Origin of the sequence: Dehalobacter restrictus DSM 9455, assembly GCF_000512895.1 — a bacterium.
Lineage (GTDB): Bacteria > Bacillota > Desulfitobacteriia > Desulfitobacteriales > Syntrophobotulaceae > Dehalobacter > Dehalobacter restrictus.
In genome coordinates this window covers 498,364-520,415 of sequence record NZ_CP007033.1, presented here as the reverse complement: position 1 = coordinate 520,415, position 22,052 = coordinate 498,364, and the positions used below count along the sequence as shown (strand labels likewise).

36 protein-coding genes are annotated in these 22,052 nt (G+C 45.8%); all 36 read right to left on the bottom strand.

Annotated elements, in window-relative coordinates:
- Window positions 1–283 precede the first annotated feature (283 nt).
- Window positions 284–1,063: an N-acetylmuramoyl-L-alanine amidase gene (locus DEHRE_RS02550; protein WP_019225221.1), complete on the bottom strand. Its 780-nt coding sequence runs from the start codon at window positions 1,061–1,063 to the stop codon at window positions 284–286.
- 279 nt (window positions 1,064–1,342) lie between these two features.
- On the bottom strand, window positions 1,343–1,738 hold the full coding sequence (rpsI, locus tag DEHRE_RS02545; protein WP_015043912.1) for a 30S ribosomal protein S9: 396 nt from the start codon (window positions 1,736–1,738) through the stop codon (window positions 1,343–1,345).
- Window positions 1,739–1,756: 18 nt separating this feature from the next.
- Window positions 1,757–2,191 carry a 50S ribosomal protein L13 gene (rplM, locus tag DEHRE_RS02540; RefSeq protein WP_015043913.1) on the bottom strand — a complete coding sequence of 145 codons (435 nt, stop codon included), beginning with the start codon at window positions 2,189–2,191 and terminating at the stop codon, window positions 1,757–1,759.
- Between the two features lie 164 nt (window positions 2,192–2,355).
- Entirely contained in the window at window positions 2,356–3,132 is a 777-nt protein-coding gene (truA, locus tag DEHRE_RS02535) for a tRNA pseudouridine(38-40) synthase TruA (protein WP_242837015.1), read from the bottom strand.
- 245 nt (window positions 3,133–3,377) lie between these two features.
- Window positions 3,378–3,719 (bottom strand): 50S ribosomal protein L17, encoded by a 342-nt coding sequence (rplQ, locus tag DEHRE_RS02530; RefSeq protein WP_025205209.1) that lies wholly within the window; start codon window positions 3,717–3,719, stop codon window positions 3,378–3,380.
- 20 nt (window positions 3,720–3,739) lie between these two features.
- Entirely contained in the window at window positions 3,740–4,687 is a 948-nt protein-coding gene (locus tag DEHRE_RS02525) for a DNA-directed RNA polymerase subunit alpha (RefSeq protein ID WP_019225218.1), read from the bottom strand.
- Between the two features lie 30 nt (window positions 4,688–4,717).
- Window positions 4,718–5,347 (bottom strand): 30S ribosomal protein S4, encoded by a 630-nt coding sequence (gene rpsD, locus DEHRE_RS02520; RefSeq protein WP_019225217.1) that lies wholly within the window; start codon window positions 5,345–5,347, stop codon window positions 4,718–4,720.
- Window positions 5,348–5,359: 12 nt separating this feature from the next.
- Window positions 5,360–5,749: a 30S ribosomal protein S11 gene (gene rpsK, locus DEHRE_RS02515; protein ID WP_015043918.1), complete on the bottom strand. Its 390-nt coding sequence runs from the start codon at window positions 5,747–5,749 to the stop codon at window positions 5,360–5,362.
- A 16-nt stretch (window positions 5,750–5,765) separates the two neighbouring features.
- Window positions 5,766–6,137: a 30S ribosomal protein S13 gene (gene rpsM / locus DEHRE_RS02510; RefSeq protein WP_015043919.1), complete on the bottom strand. Its 372-nt coding sequence runs from the start codon at window positions 6,135–6,137 to the stop codon at window positions 5,766–5,768.
- Between the two features lie 205 nt (window positions 6,138–6,342).
- Window positions 6,343–6,456 carry a 50S ribosomal protein L36 gene (gene rpmJ / locus DEHRE_RS14300; protein WP_021315208.1) on the bottom strand — a complete coding sequence of 38 codons (114 nt, stop codon included), beginning with the start codon at window positions 6,454–6,456 and terminating at the stop codon, window positions 6,343–6,345.
- 20 nt (window positions 6,457–6,476) lie between these two features.
- The gene (gene infA, locus DEHRE_RS02505; protein WP_015043920.1) at window positions 6,477–6,695 is read right to left on the bottom strand and encodes a translation initiation factor IF-1; all 219 of its coding nucleotides are present in this window, start codon (window positions 6,693–6,695) and stop codon (window positions 6,477–6,479) included.
- A 38-nt stretch (window positions 6,696–6,733) separates the two neighbouring features.
- Entirely contained in the window at window positions 6,734–7,486 is a 753-nt protein-coding gene (gene map, locus DEHRE_RS02500) for a type I methionyl aminopeptidase (RefSeq protein ID WP_019225216.1), read from the bottom strand.
- A 6-nt stretch (window positions 7,487–7,492) separates the two neighbouring features.
- Window positions 7,493–8,134 (bottom strand): adenylate kinase, encoded by a 642-nt coding sequence (locus DEHRE_RS02495; protein WP_019225215.1) that lies wholly within the window; start codon window positions 8,132–8,134, stop codon window positions 7,493–7,495.
- A gap of 12 nt (window positions 8,135–8,146) precedes the next feature.
- Entirely contained in the window at window positions 8,147–9,436 is a 1,290-nt protein-coding gene (gene secY / locus DEHRE_RS02490) for a preprotein translocase subunit SecY (protein ID WP_025205208.1), read from the bottom strand.
- A 1-nt stretch (window position 9,437) separates the two neighbouring features.
- The gene (gene rplO / locus DEHRE_RS02485) at window positions 9,438–9,881 is read right to left on the bottom strand and encodes a 50S ribosomal protein L15 (protein ID WP_015043924.1); all 444 of its coding nucleotides are present in this window, start codon (window positions 9,879–9,881) and stop codon (window positions 9,438–9,440) included.
- A 38-nt stretch (window positions 9,882–9,919) separates the two neighbouring features.
- On the bottom strand, window positions 9,920–10,417 hold the full coding sequence (gene rpsE, locus DEHRE_RS02480; RefSeq protein ID WP_015043925.1) for a 30S ribosomal protein S5: 498 nt from the start codon (window positions 10,415–10,417) through the stop codon (window positions 9,920–9,922).
- A gap of 24 nt (window positions 10,418–10,441) precedes the next feature.
- Window positions 10,442–10,810: a 50S ribosomal protein L18 gene (gene rplR / locus DEHRE_RS02475; RefSeq protein WP_019225214.1), complete on the bottom strand. Its 369-nt coding sequence runs from the start codon at window positions 10,808–10,810 to the stop codon at window positions 10,442–10,444.
- A gap of 43 nt (window positions 10,811–10,853) precedes the next feature.
- Window positions 10,854–11,396, bottom strand: a complete 543-nt coding sequence (rplF, locus tag DEHRE_RS02470) for a 50S ribosomal protein L6 (protein WP_019225213.1) — start codon at window positions 11,394–11,396, stop codon at window positions 10,854–10,856.
- A gap of 18 nt (window positions 11,397–11,414) precedes the next feature.
- The gene (gene rpsH / locus DEHRE_RS02465) at window positions 11,415–11,759 is read right to left on the bottom strand and encodes a 30S ribosomal protein S8 (protein ID WP_051008263.1); all 345 of its coding nucleotides are present in this window, start codon (window positions 11,757–11,759) and stop codon (window positions 11,415–11,417) included.
- An 85-nt stretch (window positions 11,760–11,844) separates the two neighbouring features.
- A complete protein-coding gene (locus tag DEHRE_RS02460; protein WP_015043929.1) occupies window positions 11,845–12,024 on the bottom strand; it encodes a type Z 30S ribosomal protein S14 in 180 nt (59 codons plus the stop codon).
- A gap of 20 nt (window positions 12,025–12,044) precedes the next feature.
- Entirely contained in the window at window positions 12,045–12,584 is a 540-nt protein-coding gene (gene rplE, locus DEHRE_RS02455; protein WP_015043930.1) for a 50S ribosomal protein L5, read from the bottom strand.
- A gap of 21 nt (window positions 12,585–12,605) precedes the next feature.
- Window positions 12,606–12,950 (bottom strand): 50S ribosomal protein L24, encoded by a 345-nt coding sequence (rplX, locus tag DEHRE_RS02450; RefSeq protein ID WP_015043931.1) that lies wholly within the window; start codon window positions 12,948–12,950, stop codon window positions 12,606–12,608.
- Between the two features lie 27 nt (window positions 12,951–12,977).
- Window positions 12,978–13,346, bottom strand: coding sequence for a 50S ribosomal protein L14 (gene rplN, locus DEHRE_RS02445; RefSeq protein WP_015043932.1), 369 nt, complete (start codon window positions 13,344–13,346; stop codon window positions 12,978–12,980).
- 42 nt (window positions 13,347–13,388) lie between these two features.
- Window positions 13,389–13,649, bottom strand: a complete 261-nt coding sequence (rpsQ, locus tag DEHRE_RS02440; protein WP_015043933.1) for a 30S ribosomal protein S17 — start codon at window positions 13,647–13,649, stop codon at window positions 13,389–13,391.
- Between the two features lie 22 nt (window positions 13,650–13,671).
- On the bottom strand, window positions 13,672–13,872 hold the full coding sequence (rpmC, locus tag DEHRE_RS02435; protein WP_015043934.1) for a 50S ribosomal protein L29: 201 nt from the start codon (window positions 13,870–13,872) through the stop codon (window positions 13,672–13,674).
- Window positions 13,859–14,311: a 50S ribosomal protein L16 gene (gene rplP, locus DEHRE_RS02430; RefSeq protein ID WP_019225212.1), complete on the bottom strand. Its 453-nt coding sequence runs from the start codon at window positions 14,309–14,311 to the stop codon at window positions 13,859–13,861. The genes rpmC and rplP overlap by 14 nt, the downstream gene beginning before the upstream one ends.
- Before the next feature lies 1 nt (window position 14,312).
- Window positions 14,313–14,972, bottom strand: coding sequence for a 30S ribosomal protein S3 (gene rpsC, locus DEHRE_RS02425; RefSeq protein ID WP_015043936.1), 660 nt, complete (start codon window positions 14,970–14,972; stop codon window positions 14,313–14,315).
- Between the two features lie 7 nt (window positions 14,973–14,979).
- On the bottom strand, window positions 14,980–15,321 hold the full coding sequence (gene rplV / locus DEHRE_RS02420; RefSeq protein WP_019225211.1) for a 50S ribosomal protein L22: 342 nt from the start codon (window positions 15,319–15,321) through the stop codon (window positions 14,980–14,982).
- Window positions 15,322–15,341: 20 nt separating this feature from the next.
- Window positions 15,342–15,623: a 30S ribosomal protein S19 gene (gene rpsS, locus DEHRE_RS02415; protein WP_015043938.1), complete on the bottom strand. Its 282-nt coding sequence runs from the start codon at window positions 15,621–15,623 to the stop codon at window positions 15,342–15,344.
- An 18-nt stretch (window positions 15,624–15,641) separates the two neighbouring features.
- Complete coding sequence (gene rplB, locus DEHRE_RS02410) at window positions 15,642–16,472, bottom strand: 50S ribosomal protein L2 (protein ID WP_019225210.1); 831 nt, start codon at window positions 16,470–16,472, stop codon at window positions 15,642–15,644.
- Window positions 16,473–16,498: 26 nt separating this feature from the next.
- The gene (gene rplW, locus DEHRE_RS02405) at window positions 16,499–16,786 is read right to left on the bottom strand and encodes a 50S ribosomal protein L23 (protein WP_015043940.1); all 288 of its coding nucleotides are present in this window, start codon (window positions 16,784–16,786) and stop codon (window positions 16,499–16,501) included.
- Entirely contained in the window at window positions 16,779–17,411 is a 633-nt protein-coding gene (rplD, locus tag DEHRE_RS02400; RefSeq protein WP_015043941.1) for a 50S ribosomal protein L4, read from the bottom strand. Before rplD ends, rplW begins: the two co-directional genes overlap by 8 nt.
- Before the next feature lie 25 nt (window positions 17,412–17,436).
- Complete coding sequence (gene rplC, locus DEHRE_RS02395) at window positions 17,437–18,066, bottom strand: 50S ribosomal protein L3 (RefSeq protein ID WP_015043942.1); 630 nt, start codon at window positions 18,064–18,066, stop codon at window positions 17,437–17,439.
- 179 nt (window positions 18,067–18,245) lie between these two features.
- Window positions 18,246–18,551 (bottom strand): 30S ribosomal protein S10, encoded by a 306-nt coding sequence (gene rpsJ, locus DEHRE_RS02390; RefSeq protein ID WP_015043943.1) that lies wholly within the window; start codon window positions 18,549–18,551, stop codon window positions 18,246–18,248.
- A gap of 160 nt (window positions 18,552–18,711) precedes the next feature.
- The gene (tuf, locus tag DEHRE_RS02385; RefSeq protein WP_015043944.1) at window positions 18,712–19,914 is read right to left on the bottom strand and encodes an elongation factor Tu; all 1,203 of its coding nucleotides are present in this window, start codon (window positions 19,912–19,914) and stop codon (window positions 18,712–18,714) included.
- A gap of 58 nt (window positions 19,915–19,972) precedes the next feature.
- On the bottom strand, window positions 19,973–22,051 hold the full coding sequence (fusA, locus tag DEHRE_RS02380; RefSeq protein WP_019225209.1) for an elongation factor G: 2,079 nt from the start codon (window positions 22,049–22,051) through the stop codon (window positions 19,973–19,975).
- Between the last annotated feature and the right edge of the window lies 1 nt (window position 22,052).

Here is a 22,052-nt window from a genome sequence, read left to right as displayed (position 1 = left end):
GCTTCCTGATCTTATTTTACTCCCAATATCTTGAATATCTGTAAACAGAATCTAAACAATTTATAAACAATGCTTCTGGGCAAAATGGACAATTCTTCTTTTTAGTTTTTTACTCTTTTTTACTCTTTGAAATTAATTTGAAATGGAATTAAGCACGAGTCTTTGAAAGGTCAGGTGCGTTGCAGCTTCCAAAGCGATTATCTGATATATTCGGGATTATCTGATATATTCGGGATTAATTGCGTATCTTCCTTTATTTATTACTAGGATGGTAATTTCAAAATTAATCGGCTGCCGCCACCGGCTGTTCCTTGGCCAGATAATTGCCCACTCCTTCGAAAATAGCCATGGCCAGCTGCTGCTGATAAGCACTTTCGTTTAATTTCTTTTCTTCCTCCGGATTGGACAGGAACCCGACTTCAATTGTCACGGCCACCATATCCGTATTCTTGAGGATAAAATAGCTTTGGTTTGCCTTTGCTTCCCGTTCTTTTGTTCCGACTTTATTCAAACTTTGCTGGATACTTTCAGCCAGCAGTTTTCCTCCATCGGATTCCGGATGATAAAACACTTGCGGGCCATGCTGTCTTTGATCGGAAAAACTATTGGCATGAATACTCAGATATATTTTAGCCTGGGATTCCATAGCGGTCTGAATCCGGTAGGCCAAGTCCTCTCTTTTGCGTTGAAGCAAGCTTAAAGAAGTCCCAAAATCCCGGTCCTGCTCCCTTAGCATCACAACTTTGCTTCCGGCCTGGGTGAAAAGTACCTGCAGCCTTTTAGAAACTTGCAGATTCACATCCTTCTCCAGGGTTTTATTGACACCAACAGCCCCAGGGTCAACCCCGCCATGACCGGCATCGATCGAAATGGTTACTCCGCCAAGTATCCAGCTCCATCCGGGAACATCCTTGGCGGTATGCACTGCTGTTTTCTGGCTGAGAAAAATACCGGTTACGGCCAGAAGAATGAGAATGCTTGATGCCAGTATAATCTTTGGTCTTGGCATTATCTGTCCGTGCATCAGTCCACTGATCCGTGAATAATTCAGGTGTTTGGCCATGGTTTTCCCCCTCTCACCTATATCTATGGTGAAGGGCAGTGAATTATTCAAAAGGGAATGATTTCAGCGACCTTTGATCGGATAAGGTTTGCCTGTCTGCATGCAGTGATTTTGTTTTGCCAATTACTTCACCTGTTTTCAACATAATACCCGCATTTTTATGGTCAAAATGATATCAGCAATTTTTTTATTCAATTAATAAAGTATAGAAAGGTAAAAAATGAGAAAAAGAGAAAAATCCCCCAACCTTTAGTTGAGGGATTCGCTGTTTCTTGGATATTAACGTTTCGAGAATTGAGGCGCTTTGCGGGCCTTTTTGAGTCCGTATTTGCGGCGCTCTTTCATACGCGGGTCACGGGTAAGAAAACCTGCGCGTTTTAAAGCCGGACGAAGACTTTCATCTGCTTTAAGCAAAGCTCTGGCAATACCCATTCTGAGGGCACCGGCCTGGCCGGTTGTACCGCCGCCGTGAACTCTGGCAATTAAATCGTATTTCCCTAAAGTTTCAGTAACTTCTAAGGGCTGCTGAACAATCATCTCTAAAGTTTTCTTGCCGAAGTATTCACTTAGGTCTCTGTCGTTAATCGTATATTTTCCGTTACCGGCCAGAAGTCTGACCCGGGCAACTGCATTTTTCCTTCTGCCTGTGCCTTGATACTGAAGCTGTGCTGACATGCTTTTACCTCCTTCCAACTATTTCATATTCCATACTTCTGCTTTTTGGGCCTGATGCGGATGTTCCGGTCCCGAGTATACTTTAAGTTTCTTATACATCTGTGCACCAAGTTTGTTGTGAGGAAGCATTCCTTTTACAGCATGTTCCATAGCTTTTTCGGGGGCTTTGCTCATCAGCACTCGGTAGGTCATTTCTTTCAGTCCGCCTGGATAACCGGTGTGCCAGCGATACATTTTCTTATCCAGTTTATTGCCGGTAATCAATGTTTTATCTGCATTGACGATAATGACAAAATCACCTGTGTCAACGTTCGGGGTAAATATCGGCTTATGTTTTCCTCTGAGCAAGCGGGCGGCTTCAGCTGCCACTCTTCCCAAAGAAACACCGGCTGCGTCAATGACTAACCATTTACGGTCCACCTCATGGGCTTTCGCAAATTGCGTGGTGGTCATGTTGGTTCCCTCCATTTTTAATCGCGTCCATCATGTTCTCATGTACGATTTTTGAGTTCGTTATATCATCACCGGACGTGAAGGGCTCATTCACGTTCGGTAAAAGACTACTTAAAAAGTTTAACTAAAATAACGTCTTTCGTCAACCTATGGTTTCCTGTTTCTTAAAGTTCCGGAAAGATTTCACCGGGACTGGATGCGTCATAATTGACATAGGTCAAGGTGAGTCCTCTGGCCGGAGCAGTTTCACCTGCTTTGGTTCGATCCCTGGACGCTAGTACTTCAGGGATTTCTTCCGGCTGTGTTCGGCCTTTACCCGCATCCATCAAGGTACCGGCAATAATTCTTACCATGTTATATAGAAACCCGTCACCAATACAGGTAACAACGATTTGTTCATCCAGCCAACATACTTTGCAGCGGTACAGTGTCCGGACAAAACTTTTAGCCGAAGACCCAGCAGCGGCAAATGCACTGAAGTCATGTTTCCCTTCAAGCTGGGAAGCAGCCATTTGCATGGCGCTGACATTCAGCTGCAACGGCTCATGGAGAGAATACAGTCTTCTGAATACGTCAGGAATTCGTCCGTTATCGATTCTGTAATCGTATCTCTTCCACTTGGCGCTTTTCCTGGCACTAAAATCTTCAGGCATATCCCTGGCCTCACGTATTCTGATATCATACGGCAGAATACTGTTCATGGCCTTAGGAATCTTCTCCTGCGGAATACGCGCTTCTGAGCAGAAATTAACCACTTGGCCGGCAGCGTGTACACCAGTATCCGTCCTGCCCGCTGTTGTGATTTTTATTTCTTCGGCAAAAAGCTTCTTCCAGACCTTTTCCAGTTCTCCCTGGATAGTTTGTCCATGTTCCTCTGGCTGGCGCTGGAATCCGTGGTAGTTTGTACCATCATAGGCTAATCGCAGAAGGATGTTGCGCATTTTTTTCTCCAGCAATCTTATAATATTGAACTGGACGGTATGCTTGTTTTCAAAAGAGCCAACAGGAAGTTCGAAGCTGAACATGTGTCAATGTTCAGAGGTACGATTCATGTGTGTGATTAATGGTTATCGATAGCTTATTTGGTTTCGTTACCCGGTATCAATCAATTCCTGGTATCCGGTTTCCGTTATCTGCGATCGAACACCGAACCTCGAACTTCGAACTTCGAAATTAGGCCTTCATCTTAGTCCACAAGCTCAACTAAAACCATTTCGGCAGCATCTCCACGACGATAGCCGTTTTTCATGATTCTGGTGTAGCCACCCTGCCTATCGGCATATTTCGGAGCTATTGTATCAAAAAGCTCTTTTACTACCGTCTCATCCAGCAAAAATTCCATCGCCTGACGTCTGGCAGCCAGGTCACCCCTTTTGCCTAGGGTAATCATTTTCTCTGCCAGGGAATTCAGTTCTTTTGCTCTTGCTTCTGTTGTCTCAATCTTTCCATGCTTCAGCAAGGAAGTTACAATATTTCTTAACATAGCCCTTCTGCGGCTCATGTTAACTCCAAGCTTACGGTATGCCAACTGTGATCCCCCCTTTAGGTTTAATCTTCCGGAGTACGGAATCCCAGCTCAAGTTCTCTGAGCTTGTGTTCGACTTCTTCCAGAGATTTGCGCCCAAGATTGCGTACTTTAATCATATCTTCTTCAGTTCTTTGTGTCAGTTCTTCAACGCTGTTTATGCCGGCGCGTTTCAGGCAATTATAAGATCTTACGGAAAGATCCAGTTCTTCAATGGTCATTTCCAGAATCTTATCTTTGGCCTCTTCTTCTTTTTCCACCATGATTTCAACATTACCCAGATTATCGTTCAGTCCGATAAAGAGCCTCAAATGTTCGCTCAAAATCTTGGCTGCGAGACTCGTTGCCTCTTTCGGGGTAATACTGCCGTTAGACCATACTTCCAGGGTAAGCTTGTCAAAGTCAGTCATCATACCGACCCGGGTATCTTCTACAGCATAGTTGACTTTATAAATTGGGGTAAAAATGGAATCGACAGGAATAACGCCGATTACCTGATCTGCTTTTTTATTCTTCTCAGCTGAGACATAGCCGCGGGAACGTTCGACGTTCATTTCCATGAAGAGACGTCCGTCTTTATCCAACGTGGCGATCTTCAAATCTGGATTGAGAATCTCAATATCGGGACCGGTGATAATGTCTCTTGCGGTAACAACCCGTTCCCCTTCACATTCCAAACGCAGAACGCGCGGTTCATCCGTATGGCCTTTGAGAGCGAGGGATTTAATATTGAGAATGATCTCAGTTACGTCTTCCAAGACTCCTGGAATGGTTGAGAATTCGTGTAGTACGCCTTCTATTTTTACTGAAGTAACCGCGGACCCGGGTAGAGAAGAAAGCAGGATACGACGCAGGGAATTCCCCAAGGTAATGCCATAGCCTCTCTCTAAGGGTTCAATAATGAATTTGGCATAGGTATTATCTTCAGATCTCTCAACACATTCAATATTGGGCTTTTCGATTTCAAGCATCGGAATGCACCCCTTCTTTCCCGGAAAAGTTTAACGAGAATATTTCTCTACGATAAGATGTTCTTCAATCGGAATCTGAATATCTTCACGGGTTGGCATGTTGATTACAGTCCCTGTGATGCTGTTGATATCCAGGCTTAACCATGCAGGAACAGCACGATCCTTTAAGGATTCGGCCATTTCCTTGATTCTATTGTTGTCTTTGCTGCTTTCTTTAATCGAAATTGCTTCGCCAGTGCTGACGAGATAAGATGCAATATCGACGCGTTTGCCATTGATTGTGATATGACCATGTGTCACAAGCTGACGTGCTTCGGGTCTGGATGAAGCAAAGCCAAGTCTGAAAACAACATTATCCAAACGGCGTTCCAATAAACGGAGAAGATTTTCCCCGGTCATACCTTTTTGACGGGCAGCTTTGTCGAAATATCCACGGAACTGTTTCTCAAGAACGCCGTAGATCCTCCGGACTTTCTGCTTTTCTCTGAGCTGAATGCCGTACTCAGTCGGTTTTTTGCCTCTAGCCTGTCCGTGCATGCCCGGAGCATACGCCCGACGGTCCACAGCACATTTATTGGTATAGCAGCGATCCCCCTTCAGGAATAACTTCTGACCCTCACGCCGGCACAGACGACATACTGATTCTGTATATTTAGCCATGTTTTACACCCCCTATACTCTTCTGCGTTTGGGCGGCCGACATCCGTTATGCGGTACCGGAGTTACGTCCCGAATAAGGTTCACTTCCAGACCTGCCGCCTGCAATGCTCTGATTGCGGCTTCACGGCCTGATCCTGGACCTTTGACAAAACATTCAACAATTTTGAGCCCATGCTCCATTGCTGCTTTGGCAGCTGTCTCTGCAGCCATCTGCGCAGCAAAAGGTGTGCTTTTACGTGATCCTTTGAAACCCAAAGAACCGGAACTGGACCAGGAAAGTGCGTTTCCGGTCGTGTCTGTTATGGTGACAATCGTATTATTAAAAGTCGACTTAATATGTGCTATGCCGCTTTCAACATTTTTACGTTCTCTTTTTCTGGTACGAACAACTTTACGAGCCATGCTTCAATGCCCCCCTTTACTTTTTCTTCTTTCCGCCAATTGCTCTTGCGGGACCTTTGCGTGTACGGGCATTGGTTTTGGTCCGCTGTCCGCGCACAGGTAGTCCACGACGATGGCGAAGGCCACGATAACTGCCGATTTCCATCAGTCTTTTAATGTTAAGGGACACTTCCCGACGCAGATCGCCTTCGACCTTGTATTCTTTATCAATTGTTTCCCTGATCTTGGCGACTTCGTCGTCTGTAAGATCTTTGACCCTGGTGTCAGGGTTAATCTGTGTTTTTGTCAGGATTTTTTTGGATTGAGAATTGCCGATACCATAGATGTAGGTAAGTGCAACCTCAACACGTTTGTCCCGAGGTATATCCACCCCTGCGATACGTGCCATCTAAATTTCACACCCCCATGTTCGATAATTAGTTCCAGTTACTTGATTTTCATATTTAGCGTCCGACTTTGTTAGTGTTAATCCGGTCCAAAGGCGACAACCCGCACATATTGCTAATCGATATTCTAAGTTCGTTGTCCGGTATTGTCTGCTAGATCTTTGATGCTTAATCATCGACCTTCGAACCTCGAACTTCATCCTCGATTTAGCCCTGGCGTTGCTTATGTTTCGGATTTTCGCAAATAACCATTACTTTTCCGTGCCGTCTAATAATTTTACACTTTTCACAAATCGGTTTCACAGAAGGTCTTACTTTCACCTGTGATTCCTCCCTTGTCCTTACTTAAATCTGTACACAATTCTTCCTCTGGTCAAGTCATAGGGAGAAAGCTCCACCGTGACCCGATCTCCAGGCAAAATTCTGATAAAATGCATCCGAATCTTGCCGGAGACATGCGCCAGTACCTTATGACCATTGTTTAATTCTACCGTAAACATTGCGTTCGGCAATGGTTCCAGTACTTTGCCTTCGACCTCAATCACATCTTCTTTTGACATTTGCGCCTATCCCTCCTTTGACATTTATTTACCGGTCTTCAGCCTTCAATTCGAGTTAGTATTTCCGGGCCATTTTCAGTGATGGCCACTGTGTGTTCAAAATGCGCCGATGCTCGGCGATCTTTCGTTACTACAGTCCACTGGTTCTCAAGAGTCTCAACCTGATAGCCTCCTAAGTTGACCATTGGTTCTATCGCCAGGACCATTCCTACCTCGAGTCTCGGCCCCCTGCCGGGTTTGCCAAAATTGGGTACTTGAGGTTCTTCATGCATTTTTCTGCCGATTCCGTGACCTACATAGTCCCGAACGACCGACATTGTATTCTCTTCTACATACGTCTGAATAGCGTAGGATATATCAAACAGCCGATTACCTTTCAGCGCCTGGGCAATTCCACACCTGAGAGATTCTTCAGTCACTGCCAGCAGATTCTGAAGTTCCCTGCTGATTTCTCCTACCGGCAGTGTGATCGCAGAATCACCGACGTATCCGTCAATGATTGCCCCGCAATCAATACTGATAATATCTCCAGTTTTCAGGGCCCTTAAACCCGGGATCCCATGCACCACTTCTTCATTAATCGAAGTACATAGTGTTGCGGGGAAGCCGTTATACCCTTTGAAGGCAGGAATCGCATTGCATTTGCCAATGTAATCTTCCGCTGCTCTGTCCAGTTGTTCCGTAGTTACTCCCGGGGCAACCATTTCCCGCATCAGTTCCAGAGTTTCTGCCACGATCCGGCCAGCTTTCCGCATGCGGCCAAGCTGTTCCTTACTCTTCAGTTCAATCATGGCTTCTTACTCCAACACGCTGAGAACATTGCTGAAAACCTGCTTAATTTCTTTATCCCCTTGAATTCTCTTGAGCAAGCCTTGGTTGTTATAATATGCAATCAGGGGTTCAGTCTGTGTATTATATACCTTCAGCCGATTTTGTGCTGTTTCAAGTGTGTCATCGCTTCTCTGGTAGAGTGCACCACCGCACTTGTCACAAACGTCCTGTTGTTTAGGAGCGTTGAAGACAGTATGGAAGGTTGCACCGCACTGTTTGCAGACTCTTCTTCCGGTGAGCCGTTCCAAGAGATCTGCTTCGCCCAGTTCAATGTTGATAACTCCATCCAGGGCAATTTTCATGTCGCTTAAGATTTTCGCCAATGCATCCGCCTGGGCAGCCGTACGGGGAAACCCGTCCAGAAGGAAACCATTTTGACAATCAGCCTGAGCCAATCTGTCGGCTACAATCCCAATCGTTACTTCATCCGGGACAAGGCCGCCGGCATCCATGTATTCTTTGGCCTTCATTCCCAGGGCAGTCTGTTCCTTGATTGCGGCTCTGAACATGTCCCCAGTTGAAATGTGGGGTATATGATAATGCTCAATGAGCAAATCGGCTTGTGTTCCTTTTCCTGCTCCAGGAGGACCCATGAGTATCATTCTCATCTCGATAGCCTCCTACTTTAAAAATCCTTGATAGTGACGCTGCATCAGCTGATTCTCCATCTGTTTCATCGTATCAAGAGCAACGCTGACCACAATCAGCAGGGATGTTCCACCTAAATAGATGTTATCTATTCCGGTGAATCCCATGATCAGACTGGGGAGAACAGCAATTAGTGCCAGGAATATCCCACCTGCCAAAGTCACTCTGCTCAGGATTTTAAACAAATAATCTGAAGTCGGACGACCCGGACGAATTCCGGGAATAAAACCGCCGTACTTTTTAAGATTATCCGCGACATCTACAGGATTAAAGGTAATTCCTGTATAGAAATAGGTAAAGAAAATAATGAGCAATGCATACATGATCAAGTACGGTATTGAATAGGCTGAGCCGTTCATTTGCAGCCATTTCTGGGCAAAAAGAGCGAAGGCTGAGTCCTGTGGGAGCCAGGTCGCAATGGTTGCCGGAAAGGCCATTAAGGAAATACCGAAAATAATCGGAATGACGCCCGCCTGATTAACTTTTAATGGAATATGAGAGCTCTGTCCACCGTATTGCTTGCGGCCGACGACTCTTTTGGCATATTGAACCGGAATTCTTCTTTGGCCCTCCTGGATAAATACAACAGCGGCAATAATCAGCGCTGCAATAACCACTAAGCCTACGATTGATATCCAACCGATTTCGCCAACCTGCAGCAGCCCAACCAAGTACTTGATTGCATCTGGAATCCCAGCAACAATACCGGCAAAGATAATGAGTGAGATGCCATTGCCAATGCCTTTTTCGGTGATCTGTTCGCCCAGCCACATCAGAAAAGCTGTACCTGCGGTCAGTACGATTGCAATCATAATGTAAATTAGAATCCTAAGCGACTCTTGAGGAATCGTAAGCGCACCTCTTAAGCCGATGGTCAGTCCAAAACCGTTGATGAAGCCAAGTACAACCGTACCATAGCAGGTATACTGAACAATCTTTTTTCTGCCCTGATCGCCCTCTTTTGATAGTCTTTCCAAATAAGGAATGACGACCGTTAAGAGCTGAATAATGATCGAGGCAGTGATATAGGGCATGATACTTAATGAGAATACAGAGAAGCGTTTCAGGGAGCCACCAGAGAATGTGTTGAAGAAATCAAACAATCCTCCACTGCCCATCATGTTTTGAAGCACTTCACGATCCATAAACGGAATCGGGATGTGAGACCCAATCCTAAAGATCAGAAGCATAAGCAAGGTGAACCCTATTTTCTTTCTAATGCTCGGAACTTTCCAGGCATCCTTCAGGGTTTCAAGTATCAATTTATTCCACCTCTACTTTTCCTCCGGCAGCAGTAATCTTCTCTGCTGCTGTTTTGCTTACCTTATGAACTTTTACGGTTAATGATTTGGTCAATTCCCCGTCTCCGAGTACTTTGACACCATCCTTGACTTTATTGATGAGTCCAGTCTCAAATAAAGCTTCAATGGTAACTTCTTCACCATTTTCAAATCTTTCTTCAAGATCGGATACATTGATGACCTCATATTCTTTTCTAAAATTATTTGTAAAACCGCGTTTCGGGAGTCTGCGGGTAATGGGCATTTGGCCACCTTCGAATCCGGGACGGACACCGCCGCCGGAACGGGCTTTCTGACCCTTGCTGCCACGGCCGGCTGTATTTCCAAGTCCTGAGCCATTGCCTCTTCCAACACGTTTACGTGATTTTGTCGAACCTTCTGCAGGTTTGAGTTCATGGAGTTTCAATATGGACACCTCCTTACTTGGTGCTGCGATACATTATTTTAGAGTATTTCTTCCACTGCCTTGCCGCGGGCTTTGGCAACGTCGACGTCGCGCTTCAGCGCCTTGAGGCCAGCCATCGTTGCATTGACAACGTTATGAGCATTGGAAGATCCCAGTGATTTTGTGAGTATATCTTTAACCCCTGCTACTTCGAGTACAGCACGCACCGGACCACCGGCAATAACTCCAGTACCTTTGGCAGCGGGTTTCAGCAGAACCTCGCCGGCACCAAATTGGCCGAGAATCGGATGCGGGATCGATGTTCCTTTTAAAGGTACAGCAATCAGATTCTTTTTAGCATCTTCTACGCCTTTACGAATAGCCTCCGGAACTTCGGTTGCTTTTCCGAGTCCTGCGCCGACAATACCATTGCCGTCGCCGACGACAACCAGAGCACTGAAGCTGAAACGTCTTCCGCCTTTGACAACTTTAGCAACACGGGCAATGTGTACAATTTTCTCGGTGAGCTCCAGTTTACTAGGATCGATATTTGACAATGATTTTCCCTCCTTTTCTAAAGATTAGAAGTCAAGTCCTGCTTCTCTAGCGGCTTCGGCCAGAGCTGCAACTCTACCGTGATATAGGCTGCCGCCGCGGTCATAGACCACTTTGGTGATTCCTTTATCCAGCACTTTTTTCGCAATGAGTTCGCCAACTTTTTTAGCTCCCTCAACGTTTCCTCCGGACAGCTCTGCTGCTTTAAACTCAGCATCGAGAGAAGAAGCTGCAGCCAGGGTGATTCCAAGGTCATCGTTGATAACCTGGGCATAAATATGGTTTAAGCTTCTAAATACTGCCATACGCGGTCTTTCAGCTGTGCCCTGGATTCTTTTACGGACACTTTTATGCTTATGTTTCAAAATTTTTCTGCGGTCACTCTTTTTAATCAAGCTTTTTCATCCTTTCTACGCGGCAAGAGATTTTGCCCTTACCTTATTTCTTACCGCCGGTTTTACCTTCCTTGCGGCGGATGACTTCTTTTTCGTATTTAATCCCTTTACCTTTATACGGTTCCGGTTCACGTTGCTTACGAACATCTGCAGCAAAATTACCGACTTGTTCCTTATCGATTCCTTTAATGATCACCTTGTTCGGTGCAGGAACTTCGATTTCAATCCCTTCATAGGGTTCCATTTCAACCGGATGAGATTTGCCGACAGTAAGCACAAGTTTTTTACCTGAAAGAGCAGCACGATAGCCTACTCCGACAAGGTCCAAATTCTTGCTAAACCCGTTCGATACACCTTCCACCATATTGGCAAGAAGGGTGCGGGTCAGTCCGTGAAGCGAACGGTAGAAAGGTTCGTCGTTGGGACGGGTAACGCTGATTGTATTTTCTTCTACTTGAATACCGATTTCAGGCCGGAATTCTCTGGTAAGCGTTCCTTTGGGGCCTTTAACGGTAACGACCTGACCTTCTTGTTTAACTTCCACCCCGCCTGGAATGGTGATTGCTTTTCTACCAATTCGAGACATATTCTACACCTCCATCCTTTACCAAATATAGCAGATAACTTCTCCACCCAAACCTTCACTGCGTGCTTGTCTGTCAGGCATGATGCCTTTGGAGGTAGATATCACAGCAACGCCCAAACCTCCTAAAACCTTAGGAATCTGGTCTTTTTTTGCATAAACTCTTAAACCGGGACGACTGATACGTTTCAAACCGGTAATGACTCTTTCCCGGTTAGGGCCGTACTTGAGGTATAATCTCAAGACCCCCTGTTTATTGTCATCAATATATTCATAATCCTTGATAAAGCCTTCCTGTTTCAGCAGTTCGGCCAGAGCCTTCTTGATACTTGAAGCAGGAATTTCTACTTTATCGTGGTAAACCATCCCGGCATTCCGGATCCGTGTCAGGAAATCGGCAATAGGATCTGATGTTGTTGACACTTTTATTTCCCCCTTTCTCCAATAATGCTTACCAACTAGCCTTCGTTACACCAGGCAGTTCGCCTTTATAAGCCAGTTCTCTGAAGCATATCCTGCATATTCCAAATTTCCTCATATAAGCATGCGGGCGGCCACATATTTTGCAGCGGTTATGCACACGTACAGAATATTTTGGTTGGTGACGAACAATCATCGACGTCTTGGCCATATCTTAAGCCTCCTTCATATCTAGTCCTTAAACGGCATTCTGAATGCTTTAAGCAGCTCTTTTGCTTCTTCATCCGTATTGGCCGTTGTTACAAAGACGATATCCATACCTCTAATTTTATCAATTTTGTCAAAATTAATTTCCGGGAAAATGAGCTGCTCTTTAATGCCGAGGGTATAATTGCCTCTGCCGTCAAATGCCTTGGCGGATACTCCCTGAAAATCTCTGACACGAGGAAGCGCTACGTTCAGCAGCCTGTCAACAAACTCATACATCCGGTCACCTCTTAAAGTAACCTTCACGCCAATCGGCATGCCTGCACGAAGCTTAAATGCTGCGATCGACTTCTTCGCCCGTGTTACGACCGGTTTCTGACCCGTAATCGTCATGAGATCATCTACAGCGGAATCTATGGCTTTCGGATTTTGAATCGCTTCTCCCAAACCTATATTGATAACCACTTTTTCCAAACGCGGTGTTTGCATGATATTCTTATAATCAAATTTTTTCTGCAGAGCCGGGGTTATCTCATTTTTATAATAATCTCTTAAGCGAGCCACCAGAGTACCTCCCTTCCAGAATTACTTCTTATTTTCTTCCGGCAAATTGTGTCCGCAATTCTTGCAGACTCTCACTTTACCTTCTCCAGTAATCTTAACACTCTTCCTGGTGACAGAATTACATTCTGTGCAAAACAGCATCACATTGGAGCTGTGAATCGGAGCTTCTTTATCGACAATTCCACCTTGGGGCATATCTTTGGTCGGTTTCTGATGTTTCTTTACAACGTTGACCTTCTCGACCACAACTCTGCCCTTCTGGGTTAGAACTTCAAGAACCTTGCCTTTTTTTCCGGCGTCCTTGCCGGTTATCACCATGACCATATCGCCTTTTCTGACGTTTACTTTTGTTCTTTCGGCGGACATTATTTATTCACCTCCGTCCGGTTTTTTCTATAGTACTTCCGGTGCCAGCGAAACGATTTTCATGTAATCTTTTTCTCTGAGTTCACGGGCAACAGGTCCAAAAATACGCGTTCCTTTCGGACTCTTGTCATCTTTGATAATAACTGCTGCATTTTCGGAGAATCGAATATATGAACCGTCTGGTCTTTTAATTTCTTTGGTAGTACGGACAACAACAGCTTTGACAACATCACCTTTTTTGACAACGCCGCCTGGTGTTGCTTCTTTAACCGCAGCAACGATGATATCACCAATTGATGCGTAACGACGTTTAGAACCACCCAACACACGGATACATAAAAGTTTTTTTGCTCCGGTATTATCTCCCACTTTAAGGGTTGATTCAGCCTGAATCATTGGGCGGAACCTCCTTTCTTAGCTGCTTGATATTTCCTTGGCTTAGAGAATAACCGCTTTTTCAACAACTTTGACCAGTCTCCAGTTCTTTTCTTTGCTTAACGGTCTGGTCTCCATAATCAGGACGGTATCCCCTAGTCTAGCCTCGTTATTCTCATCATGCGCCTTATATTTTTTGGTAACCTTTACTGTTTTATGATAGATTGGATGTTTTTTTCTGGTTTCAATTGCAACAACAATCGTTTTATCCATTTTATCGCTGACAACTTTGCCATATTGCGTTTTGCGCATTGTTCTTTCCAATGTTTTTGCCTCCTTTCCTACCTTAAGCACGTTTGAGCTCGCGCTCACGGAGAATGGTTTTGCCTCTCGCGATCCCTTTACGGACCTCTTTGATCCGCATCGGGTTATCAAGTTGTCCGGTAGCTAATTGGAAACGCAAATTGAATAATTCCGTTTTGAGCCCGTCAATCTGTTTCAGGAGCTCTTCATCGGTCATATCAGGGAAATTCTTATTCTTCGCCATCTGCGCCACCTCCAACCTGTTCTTCAGCCTGATCCTCTTTGCGGACAAACTTGCATTTAATCGGAAGTTTATGAGCTGCGAGCCTTAACGCTTCACGGGCAACTTCCTCAGAAACACCGGCCAGTTCAAACATGACTCTGTTGGGTTTGATAACAGCAATCCAGTATTCCGGAGTACCTTTACCACTACCCATTCTGGTCTCAGCCGGTTTTGCAGTTATCGGCCTGTCAGGAAAGATATTTATCCATACTTTACCGCCACGCTTAATGTAACGGGTCATTGCAATACGAGCTGCCTCAATCTGCCGGTTGGTAACCCAGGCATTCTCGAGCGCCATAAGTCCATATTCACCGTAAACTACTTTAGTACCTCTCTGAGCCTTTCCTTTAAGGCTCGGACGATGTTGTTTACGATGCTTTACTCTGGTTGGTACTAACATTTTATAATCCTCCTTCCTCCTGAACGGACTTCTTGGTCGGAAGAACTTCTCCACGGTAAATCCATACTTTTACGCCGATTTTGCCATACGTTGTATTGGCTTCGGAAAATCCGTAGTCAATGTCTGCGCGCAGCGTATGAAGGGGGACTTTTCCCTCGTTATACCATTCTGTACGGGCAATTTCAGCTCCACCCAGACGTCCGCTGCATGAAATCTTGATCCCTTGAGCGCCTGCACGCATGGTGCGACCTACGGTCTGTTTCATCGCCCTCCGGAAAGAAATACGTTTTTCAAGTTGCTGAGCGACACTGTCAGCCACCAGCTTGGCATCCAGTTCAGGCTTTTTAATTTCAACAATATTAACTGCAACCTGTTTGCCGGTCATTGTTTCTAATGCCTTGCGCAGGTTCTCGACTTCAGCGCCACCGCGGCCAATTACGATCCCGGGTTTTGCGGCATGAACAGATACTTTGACCCGGTTTGCAGCGCGCTCTATTTCAACTTTAGGAACTCCTGCTTGTTGGAGTTTGTTGGTTACAAATTTACGGATTTTTAAGTCTTCGTGGAGGAGCTCCCTGTAGTTCTTATCAGCATACCAGCGGCCTTCCCACGAACGGATAATGCCAATACGAAGACCTTTGGGGTTAACTTTTTGACCCATGCTTTGCCTATTCCTCCTTCTTATCCCCGACGACAACGGTAATGTGACTGGTCCGTTTGCGGATCCTGTCAGCTCTTCCCTGCGCCCGAGGCATGATACGCTTTAAGGTTGGTCCTTGATCAACGAATACTTTGGTAACATACAGATCATCCGGACTCATTTCCAGGTTGTGTTCCGCGTTTGCTACTGCTGACTTCAGCACCTTGCCAACCGGTTCAGCAGATATATTCGGCGTAAATTTCAAGATCGCCATCGCTTCTTCAACTTTCTTACCGCGAATCAGATCTACAACCAGGCGCACCTTGCGAGGAGAGATACGGATAAATTTAGCAACTGCTTTTGTTTCCATTTTTCTTTACCTCCTCTCAACTAGCGTAAGCCGCTCGATTTTTCACTTCCGGCATGTCCTTTGAAAGTCCGGGTCAGTGCAAATTCACCAAGTTTATGCCCAACCATATCTTCTGTAATATAAACAGGTACATGCTTGCGTCCGTCATGGACGGCAATCGTATGACCAATCATCTGCGGGAAAATGGTGGATCGTCTGGACCAAGTCTTCAATACTCTCTTCTCGCCGTTTTTATTCATATCTTCCACCCGTTCTAACAAACGAGCGCTGACATAAGGTCCCTTTTTTAGAGATCTGCCCATTATGAGGTCTCCTTTCGCTTACTTCTTATCTCTACGCTTGACAATGAACTTATTGCTTTGGTTCTTCTTTTTCCTGGTCTTGGCGCCAAGGGCGGGTTTACCCCAAGGAGTGACAGGATTACGTCCAATCGGGTTACGTCCTTCACCACCGCCGTGGGGGTGATCACACGGGTTCATGACTGAACCACGGACTGTCGGACGAATCCCAAGCCAACGGGATCTTCCGGCTTTACCGATCGTCACGTTTTCATAATCCAAGTTCCCGACCTGGCCAATCGTGGCCCGGCACTCGATGTGGATCATTCTCATTTCTCCCGACGGGAGTCTGAGTGTTGCATAACTGCCTTCTTTGGCCATCAACTGAGCTGATCCACCGGCTGAACGGACTAACTGGCCGCCTTTGCCGGGTTTCATCTCAATATTATGAATCAGTGTTCCGACCGGAATATTCTTAAGCTTTAACGTATTGCCGGCTTTAATATCGGCCTGTTCGCCGCTTACAATTTCCTGGCCCACCTTAAGTCCATTGGGAGCAATAATGTAACTTTTAAAGCCGTCAGCATAGTTCAGAAGAGCGATGTTAGCAGAACGGTTCGGATCATATTCAATGCTAGCAACTTTGGCAGGAACGCCATCTTTGATTCTTTTAAAATCTATCAGACGATAACGTCTCTTATGACCGCCGCCTTGGTGACGGACTGTCAAACGTCCTGTATTATTCCTTCCAGCCTTCTTGCGCAGGGGGGCGATAAGGGAACGTTCAGGCTCATTCCTGGTAATCTCATCGAAATTCAGTACAGTCATCTGTCTGCGTCCCGGAGATGTTGGTTTGTACGATCTAATTGGCATTTTTTTCTACCTCCTTTGCCTTAAAACTACAGACCTGCAAATCCTTCAATTTTGTCGCCGGCCTTCAGGGTTACGATAGCTTTCTTCCTGGTAGGTGTCATGCCCGAATAACGGCCCTGACGTTTTTCTTTTCCTTTAACCTTCATGGTGCGAACGTCATCAACTTTAACTTTGAACATTTTCTCTACAGCTGATTTGATTTCAATCTTATTAGCTGCAGTGCTAACCCAGAAGGAGTATTTGTTTTCCTCTACCAATCCGACCGATTTTTCAGAAATGACCGGTCGAATCAGTACGTCACGAGCATCACGCATTGCTCAGCACCTCCTCAGTCCTCATCACAGCCGCCTTGGTAAATACCACAAAATCATATTTCAAAAGATCTATAACATTTAAGGCATCTGCTCTTGAGGTAAGCACTCCCTGAATGTTGCGCGCAGAGACCAGAACGTTATTATCGTCATTGTTCTCGACAACGAGAAGCGCTTTTTTATCAATTTTCAGAGCTTCCAAAAGTTTAACCATTTCTTTGGTTTTTGGCTGCTCAAAGCTGATTTGATCAACCACGATCAGGCTGTTGTCAATCACTTTGCTGGAAAGCGCAGAGCACAGAGCCAGTCTCTTCACTTTCTTAGGAAGCTTTTTACTATAGTCTCTCGGTTTTGGTCCAAATACGATGCCGCCGCCTCTCCAGAGCGGTGAACGGATCGTGCCGGCTCTGGCCCGACCTGTTCCTTTTTGTTTCCAAGGCTTGCGACCGCCGCCTCTGACTTCGCTCCGACCTAATGTAGAATGGGTGCCGACTCTGGCGTTGGCCAGCTGGGCTACAACAGCGGAATGCATAACATGGGTATTGGGCTCTATTCCAAATATCGTTTCATTTAATTCCATTTCTCCAACCGGAGATCCTTGCATATTTACAACCTGTACCTTAGGCATTGCTTTATCCTCCTTTCCTTACGGATTATTTCGCTTTAACCGATTCTTTCAGTATCAGCAGGCTTTTTTTAGCACCAGGTACGCATCCTCGAATAAGGATGTAGTTTTTATCAGTATCAACCCTTACAACTTCAAGGTTTTGAACCGTAACTCTTTCTCCACCCATCCGTCCAGGTAAATTTCTTCCCTTGAAAACACGAGCTGGCCCTTTCGCGCCCATGGAACCTGTACGGTGATGATATTTTGATCCATGACCCATGGGTCCGCGGCGGGCTCCATGACGCTTATGCATACCAGCAAAGCCCTTACCTTTGGAAGTTCCGACTACATCAACTTTGTCACCGGCTGCGAAGATATCTGCTTTGATTTCCTGACCAACTTCGAAGGAATCTGCCTCAGCAGTTCTGAATTCCTTGATGAAGCGCATGAATTTGACACCGGATTTTTTGAAATGACCTTTTTCAGGTTTAGTTGCAAGATTTTCTCTTTTCTCATCAAAACCAACCTGAATTGCATTATAACCGTCTGAAGCTTCAGTTTTTTTCTGCAGGACATAACAAGGACCGGCCTGAACAACAGTCACCGGAATCACTTTTCCGTCTTCTGCAAAAATTTGGGTCATACCCACTTTTTTACCCAGAATTCCTCTAGACACGACGCCACCTCCTGTACACTTTGAAGTGCACCGTCTGAAACGGGGCACGAGAGTGTAATCAATTAATATATTATATGCGTTTAGCAACACTTACCCCAAAGGTGTTCCACACCTCCGGGTGTTTCGTGTCACAAACATATCTATTCTACCACATATTCTAAAAAAACGCCAGACTCTAATTATAATTTAATTTCGATATCTACACCGGAAGGCAGATCCAGTCTCATCAGTGCATCCACTGTTTTCGAGGTAGGATCAATAATATCGATCAATCTCTTGTGTGTTCTCATTTCAAACTGTTCACGGGAATCCTTGTTGACATGCGGAGAACGTAAAATAGTGTAAATACTCTTTTCGGTCGGAAGGGGTATTGGCCCATTGACGCTCGCACCGGTTCTTTTCGCGGTATCAACAATTCTTTCTGCCGACTGATCAAGCGTTTTGTGGTCAAAGGCCTTCAGCCGAATTCTAATCTTTTGGTTCATTTCTTTACCTCCTAAATATATCGCCTGTTAAACAGGACTATTGGCGCAAAAATTCCCTGCCTTACGGCGGAGTCACCGAAGACAGCAACCTTTTGCGTAGAGAGCATCAGGGAAGCTGTGCAGACAATTTCTGGCAGCTTCCCTTAATATCAGCAGCTAATTATTCGACAACTTTGGCTACAACGCCGGACCCAACAGTACGTCCGCCTTCACGGATAGCGAAGCGGAGTCCCTCTTCCATAGCAATGGGGGTGATCAATTCGCACTCGATGGATACACGGTCACCAGGCATAATCATTTCTGTGCCTTCTGGGAGTTTGATTACACCAGTAACGTCGGTTGTTCTGAAGTAGAACTGAGGACGATAGTTGTTGAAGAACGGCGTATGACGTCCGCCTTCTTCTTTACTCAGAATGTAAACTTCACCGCTAAACTTCGTATGCGGTTTAATACTTCCTGGTTTAGCCAGAACCTGTCCGCGCTCAATGTCTTTACGCTCGACACCACGCAGCAGAGCGCCGATATTGTCACCGGCCTGAGCCTGATCGAGCAGTTTTCGGAACATTTCAACGCCTGTGCAAACACTCTTACGCGGTTTTTCAGAAAGACCAACGATTTCAATTTCATCGCCGACTTTAAGGACACCACGCTCTACACGGCCGGTAGCAACAGTACCACGACCAGTGATCGTGAAGACATCTTCTACAGGCATCAGGAATGGTTTGTCTACAGCACGTTCCGGTTGAGGAATATAGCTGTCAACAGCATCCATCAGATTCCAGATTTTGCCGCACCATTCGCAGTCTCTCTGTCCGCATCCGCACTCCAGAGCTTTGAGTCCGGAACCGGGAATAACAGGAATATCATCACCGGGAAATTCATATTCACTTAACAGCTCACGAACTTCCATTTCAACCAGTTCGAGAAGTTCAGGATCATCAACCATGTCAACTTTGTTCAGCCATACAACGATGTAAGGCACACCTACCTGACGGGCAAGAAGGATGTGTTCACGCGTCTGAGGCATCGGGCCGTCAGCAGCGGATACAACCAGGATGGCACCGTCCATCTGAGCAGCACCGGTGATCATGTTTTTAACATAGTCAGCATGGCCCGGGCAGTCAACGTGAGCATAGTGACGGTTTGCCGTTTCATACTCAACATGAGCGGTAGAAATCGTAATTCCGCGTTCACGCTCTTCAGGCGCTTTGTCGATCTGATCAAATGCAGTTGCAACAGCACCGCCGACCTTGGACAAAACAAATGTAATCGCAGCAGTCGTTGTCGTTTTACCATGGTCAACGTGGCCAATTGTACCTACGTTAACGTGCGGCTTGGAACGGTCAAATTTTTGTTTACCCATTTAAGTTTCACTCCTTAAATAAATTTAAAATGTTATTTTTTTGCAGTTAATTTCTATATTAAGCCCCCTGCCGCTTGGCAATAATACCTTCGGCAATATTTTTGGGCACTTCCTCATAGTGATCAAACTGCATTGAATATACGCCCCTGCCCTGAGTACGGGAACGGAGCTCTGTCGCATAACCGAACATCTCCGAAAGCGGCACATAACCACGAATAATCTGGGCACCCGAACGAGCTTCCATACCTTCGATTCTGCCTCGGCGCGAGTTCAAATCTCCGATGACATCGCCCATATATTCTTCCGGCACGGTGACTTCCACCTTCATCATTGGCTCCAGAATTGCGGGGTCTGCTTTGGCAGCCGCTGCTTTGAAAGCCATTGAACCGGCAATTTTGAAGGCCATTTCAGAGGAGTCGACATCATGGTAGGATCCGTCAACGACGGTCGCCTTGATATCCAGAACCGGATACCCGGCCAAGATACCATTTTGAAGGGCTTCTTCTATACCAGCACCGATCGGCGATATATATTCTTTAGGAATAACGCCACCGACAATCTTGCTTTCAAATACAAAGCCAGTGCCCTGTTCTAGCGGTTCGAATTCAACCCAGCAGTGACCATACTGTCCACGTCCACCAGACTGCCGAACATATTTTCCTTCTGCTTTGACATGCTTGCGGATCGTTTCCTTATAGGCTACCTGTGGACGACCCACATTACAGTCAACTTTAAACTCTCTCATCAGTCTGTCAACAATGATTTCCAGGTGAAGTTCTCCCATCCCTGAAATAATGGTTTGTCCGGTTTCTTCATCCGTACGCATCTTAAAGGTAGGATCTTCTTCAGCAAGCTTTGCGAGTGATCCGCCAAGCTTTTCCTGGTCAGCCTTTGTTTTAGGTTCAATTGCAATATGAATAACTGGTTCGGGGAATACCATCGATTCGAGAATAACGCGGTTCTTTTCATCGCATAACGTATCCCCTGTGCTGACATCTTTGATGCCGACAGCTGCAGCGATATCCCCAGCGCGGACTTCATCGACATCTTCGCGGTGATTGGCGTGCATCCGAAGAATACGGCCAATTCTTTCCTTCTTGCCCTTGGTCGAGTTCGTGATATAGGAACCCGCACTGAGCGTTCCGGAATAAACGCGGAAGAAGGTCAATTTTCCAACATAAGGATCCGACATAATTTTAAATGCCAATGCTGAAAAAGGTGCGTTATCATCGGAATGACGCACGTCTTCCTCACCGGTATCCGGATTGACACCCTGGATAGCCGGCACATCAAGAGGCGACGGCATATAATCGACGACAGCATCAAGCAAAGGCTGAACCCCTTTGTTCTTGAAGGATGATCCGCATAAAACCGGAATGAATTTTAAGTTAATTGTGCCTTTGCGGATCGCCTGCTTGATTTCCTGTTCGGAAATCTCTGCGCCCTCCAGATATTTCATCATCAATTCTTCATCGACATCTGAGACAGCTTCCAGCAATTTTTCACGGTATTCCTGCGCCAATTCCATCAGGTCTGCAGGAATATCGGAAACATCGCTTGCTGTGCCGAGGTCATCTGTGTATATTGTTGCTTTCATGGTAACCAAATCCACAATCCCGCTAAATTTGTCTTCAGTTCCAATCGGAAGCTGAATAGGAACAGGATTTGATCCCAGGCGGTCAACAATCATGGAAACTCCACGGAAAAAATCCGCACCGACTCTGTCCATCTTATTTATATAAGCGATACGAGGTACACCGTATTTGTCGGCCTGGCGCCAAACTGTTTCCGACTGAGGCTCAACCCCGCCAACTGAACAGAACACTGCTACAGCGCCGTCCAGCACGCGCAGAGAGCGCTCAACCTCAACAGTAAAATCAACGTGCCCGGGTGTGTCAATGATATTAACATTGTGCCCTTTCCATTGACAGGTGGTAGCTGCAGAAGTAATGGTAATCCCACGCTCCTGCTCCTGAACCATCCAATCCATCGTGGCAGCACCATCATGCACTTCACCGATTTTATGAACACGGCCAGTGTAAAATAAGATGCGCTCTGTGGTTGTGGTCTTTCCAGCATCAATATGCGCCATGATGCCGATATTCCGAGTTTTCTCCAAGGGAACTTGCCTTGCCACT

Excerpts from the sequence above, each read along its gene's own strand:
- rpsS (WP_015043938.1), bottom strand. The coding sequence starts at position 15,623 with ATGGGCAGATCTCTAAAAAAGGGACCTTATGTCAGCGCTCGTTTGTTA.
- DEHRE_RS02550 (WP_019225221.1), bottom strand. The coding sequence starts at position 1,063 with ATGGCCAAACACCTGAATTATTCACGGATCAGTGGACTGATGCACGGA.
- rpmC (WP_015043934.1), bottom strand. The coding sequence starts at position 13,872 with ATGGCGAAGAATAAGAATTTCCCTGATATGACCGATGAAGAGCTCCTG.
- rplM (WP_015043913.1), bottom strand. The coding sequence starts at position 2,191 with ATGACCACCACGCAATTTGCGAAAGCCCATGAGGTGGACCGTAAATGG.
- rplN (WP_015043932.1), bottom strand. The coding sequence starts at position 13,346 with ATGATTCAGGCTGAATCAACCCTTAAAGTGGGAGATAATACCGGAGCA.
- DEHRE_RS02460 (WP_015043929.1), bottom strand. The coding sequence starts at position 12,024 with ATGGCCAAGACGTCGATGATTGTTCGTCACCAACCAAAATATTCTGTA.
- DEHRE_RS02495 (WP_019225215.1), bottom strand. The coding sequence starts at position 8,134 with ATGAGAATGATACTCATGGGTCCTCCTGGAGCAGGAAAAGGAACACAA.
- map (WP_019225216.1), bottom strand. The coding sequence starts at position 7,486 with ATGATTGAACTGAAGAGTAAGGAACAGCTTGGCCGCATGCGGAAAGCT.
- infA (WP_015043920.1), bottom strand. The coding sequence starts at position 6,695 with ATGTCAAAAGAAGATGTGATTGAGGTCGAAGGCAAAGTACTGGAACCA.
- rpsD (WP_019225217.1), bottom strand. The coding sequence starts at position 5,347 with ATGGCTAAATATACAGAATCAGTATGTCGTCTGTGCCGGCGTGAGGGT.
- tuf (WP_015043944.1), bottom strand. The coding sequence starts at position 19,914 with ATGGGTAAACAAAAATTTGACCGTTCCAAGCCGCACGTTAACGTAGGT.
- rpsM (WP_015043919.1), bottom strand. The coding sequence starts at position 6,137 with ATGGCACGTATCGCAGGGGTGGATATACCTCGGGACAAACGTGTTGAG.
- rpsK (WP_015043918.1), bottom strand. The coding sequence starts at position 5,749 with ATGGCTCGTAAAGTTGTTCGTACCAGAAAAAGAGAACGTAAAAATGTT.
- rpsH (WP_051008263.1), bottom strand. The coding sequence starts at position 11,759 with ATGGTTTACCACGATAAAGTAGAAATTCCTGCTTCAAGTATCAAGAAG.
- rpsJ (WP_015043943.1), bottom strand. The coding sequence starts at position 18,551 with ATGAACCAAAAGATTAGAATTCGGCTGAAGGCCTTTGACCACAAAACG.
- rplF (WP_019225213.1), bottom strand. The coding sequence starts at position 11,396 with ATGTCTCGAATTGGTAGAAAAGCAATCACCATTCCAGGCGGGGTGGAA.
- rplP (WP_019225212.1), bottom strand. The coding sequence starts at position 14,311 with ATGTTAGTACCAACCAGAGTAAAGCATCGTAAACAACATCGTCCGAGC.
- rpsC (WP_015043936.1), bottom strand. The coding sequence starts at position 14,972 with ATGGGTCAAAAAGTTAACCCCAAAGGTCTTCGTATTGGCATTATCCGT.
- rpsI (WP_015043912.1), bottom strand. The coding sequence starts at position 1,738 with ATGTCAGCACAGCTTCAGTATCAAGGCACAGGCAGAAGGAAAAATGCA.
- truA (WP_242837015.1), bottom strand. The coding sequence starts at position 3,132 with ATGCGCAACATCCTTCTGCGATTAGCCTATGATGGTACAAACTACCAC.
- DEHRE_RS02525 (WP_019225218.1), bottom strand. The coding sequence starts at position 4,687 with ATGCTTGAAATCGAAAAGCCCAATATTGAATGTGTTGAGAGATCTGAA.
- rplV (WP_019225211.1), bottom strand. The coding sequence starts at position 15,321 with ATGGAAACAAAAGCAGTTGCTAAATTTATCCGTATCTCTCCTCGCAAG.
- rplB (WP_019225210.1), bottom strand. The coding sequence starts at position 16,472 with ATGCCAATTAGATCGTACAAACCAACATCTCCGGGACGCAGACAGATG.
- rplX (WP_015043931.1), bottom strand. The coding sequence starts at position 12,950 with ATGTCCGCCGAAAGAACAAAAGTAAACGTCAGAAAAGGCGATATGGTC.
- rplW (WP_015043940.1), bottom strand. The coding sequence starts at position 16,786 with ATGCGTGATGCTCGTGACGTACTGATTCGACCGGTCATTTCTGAAAAA.
- rplD (WP_015043941.1), bottom strand. The coding sequence starts at position 17,411 with ATGCCTAAGGTACAGGTTGTAAATATGCAAGGATCTCCGGTTGGAGAA.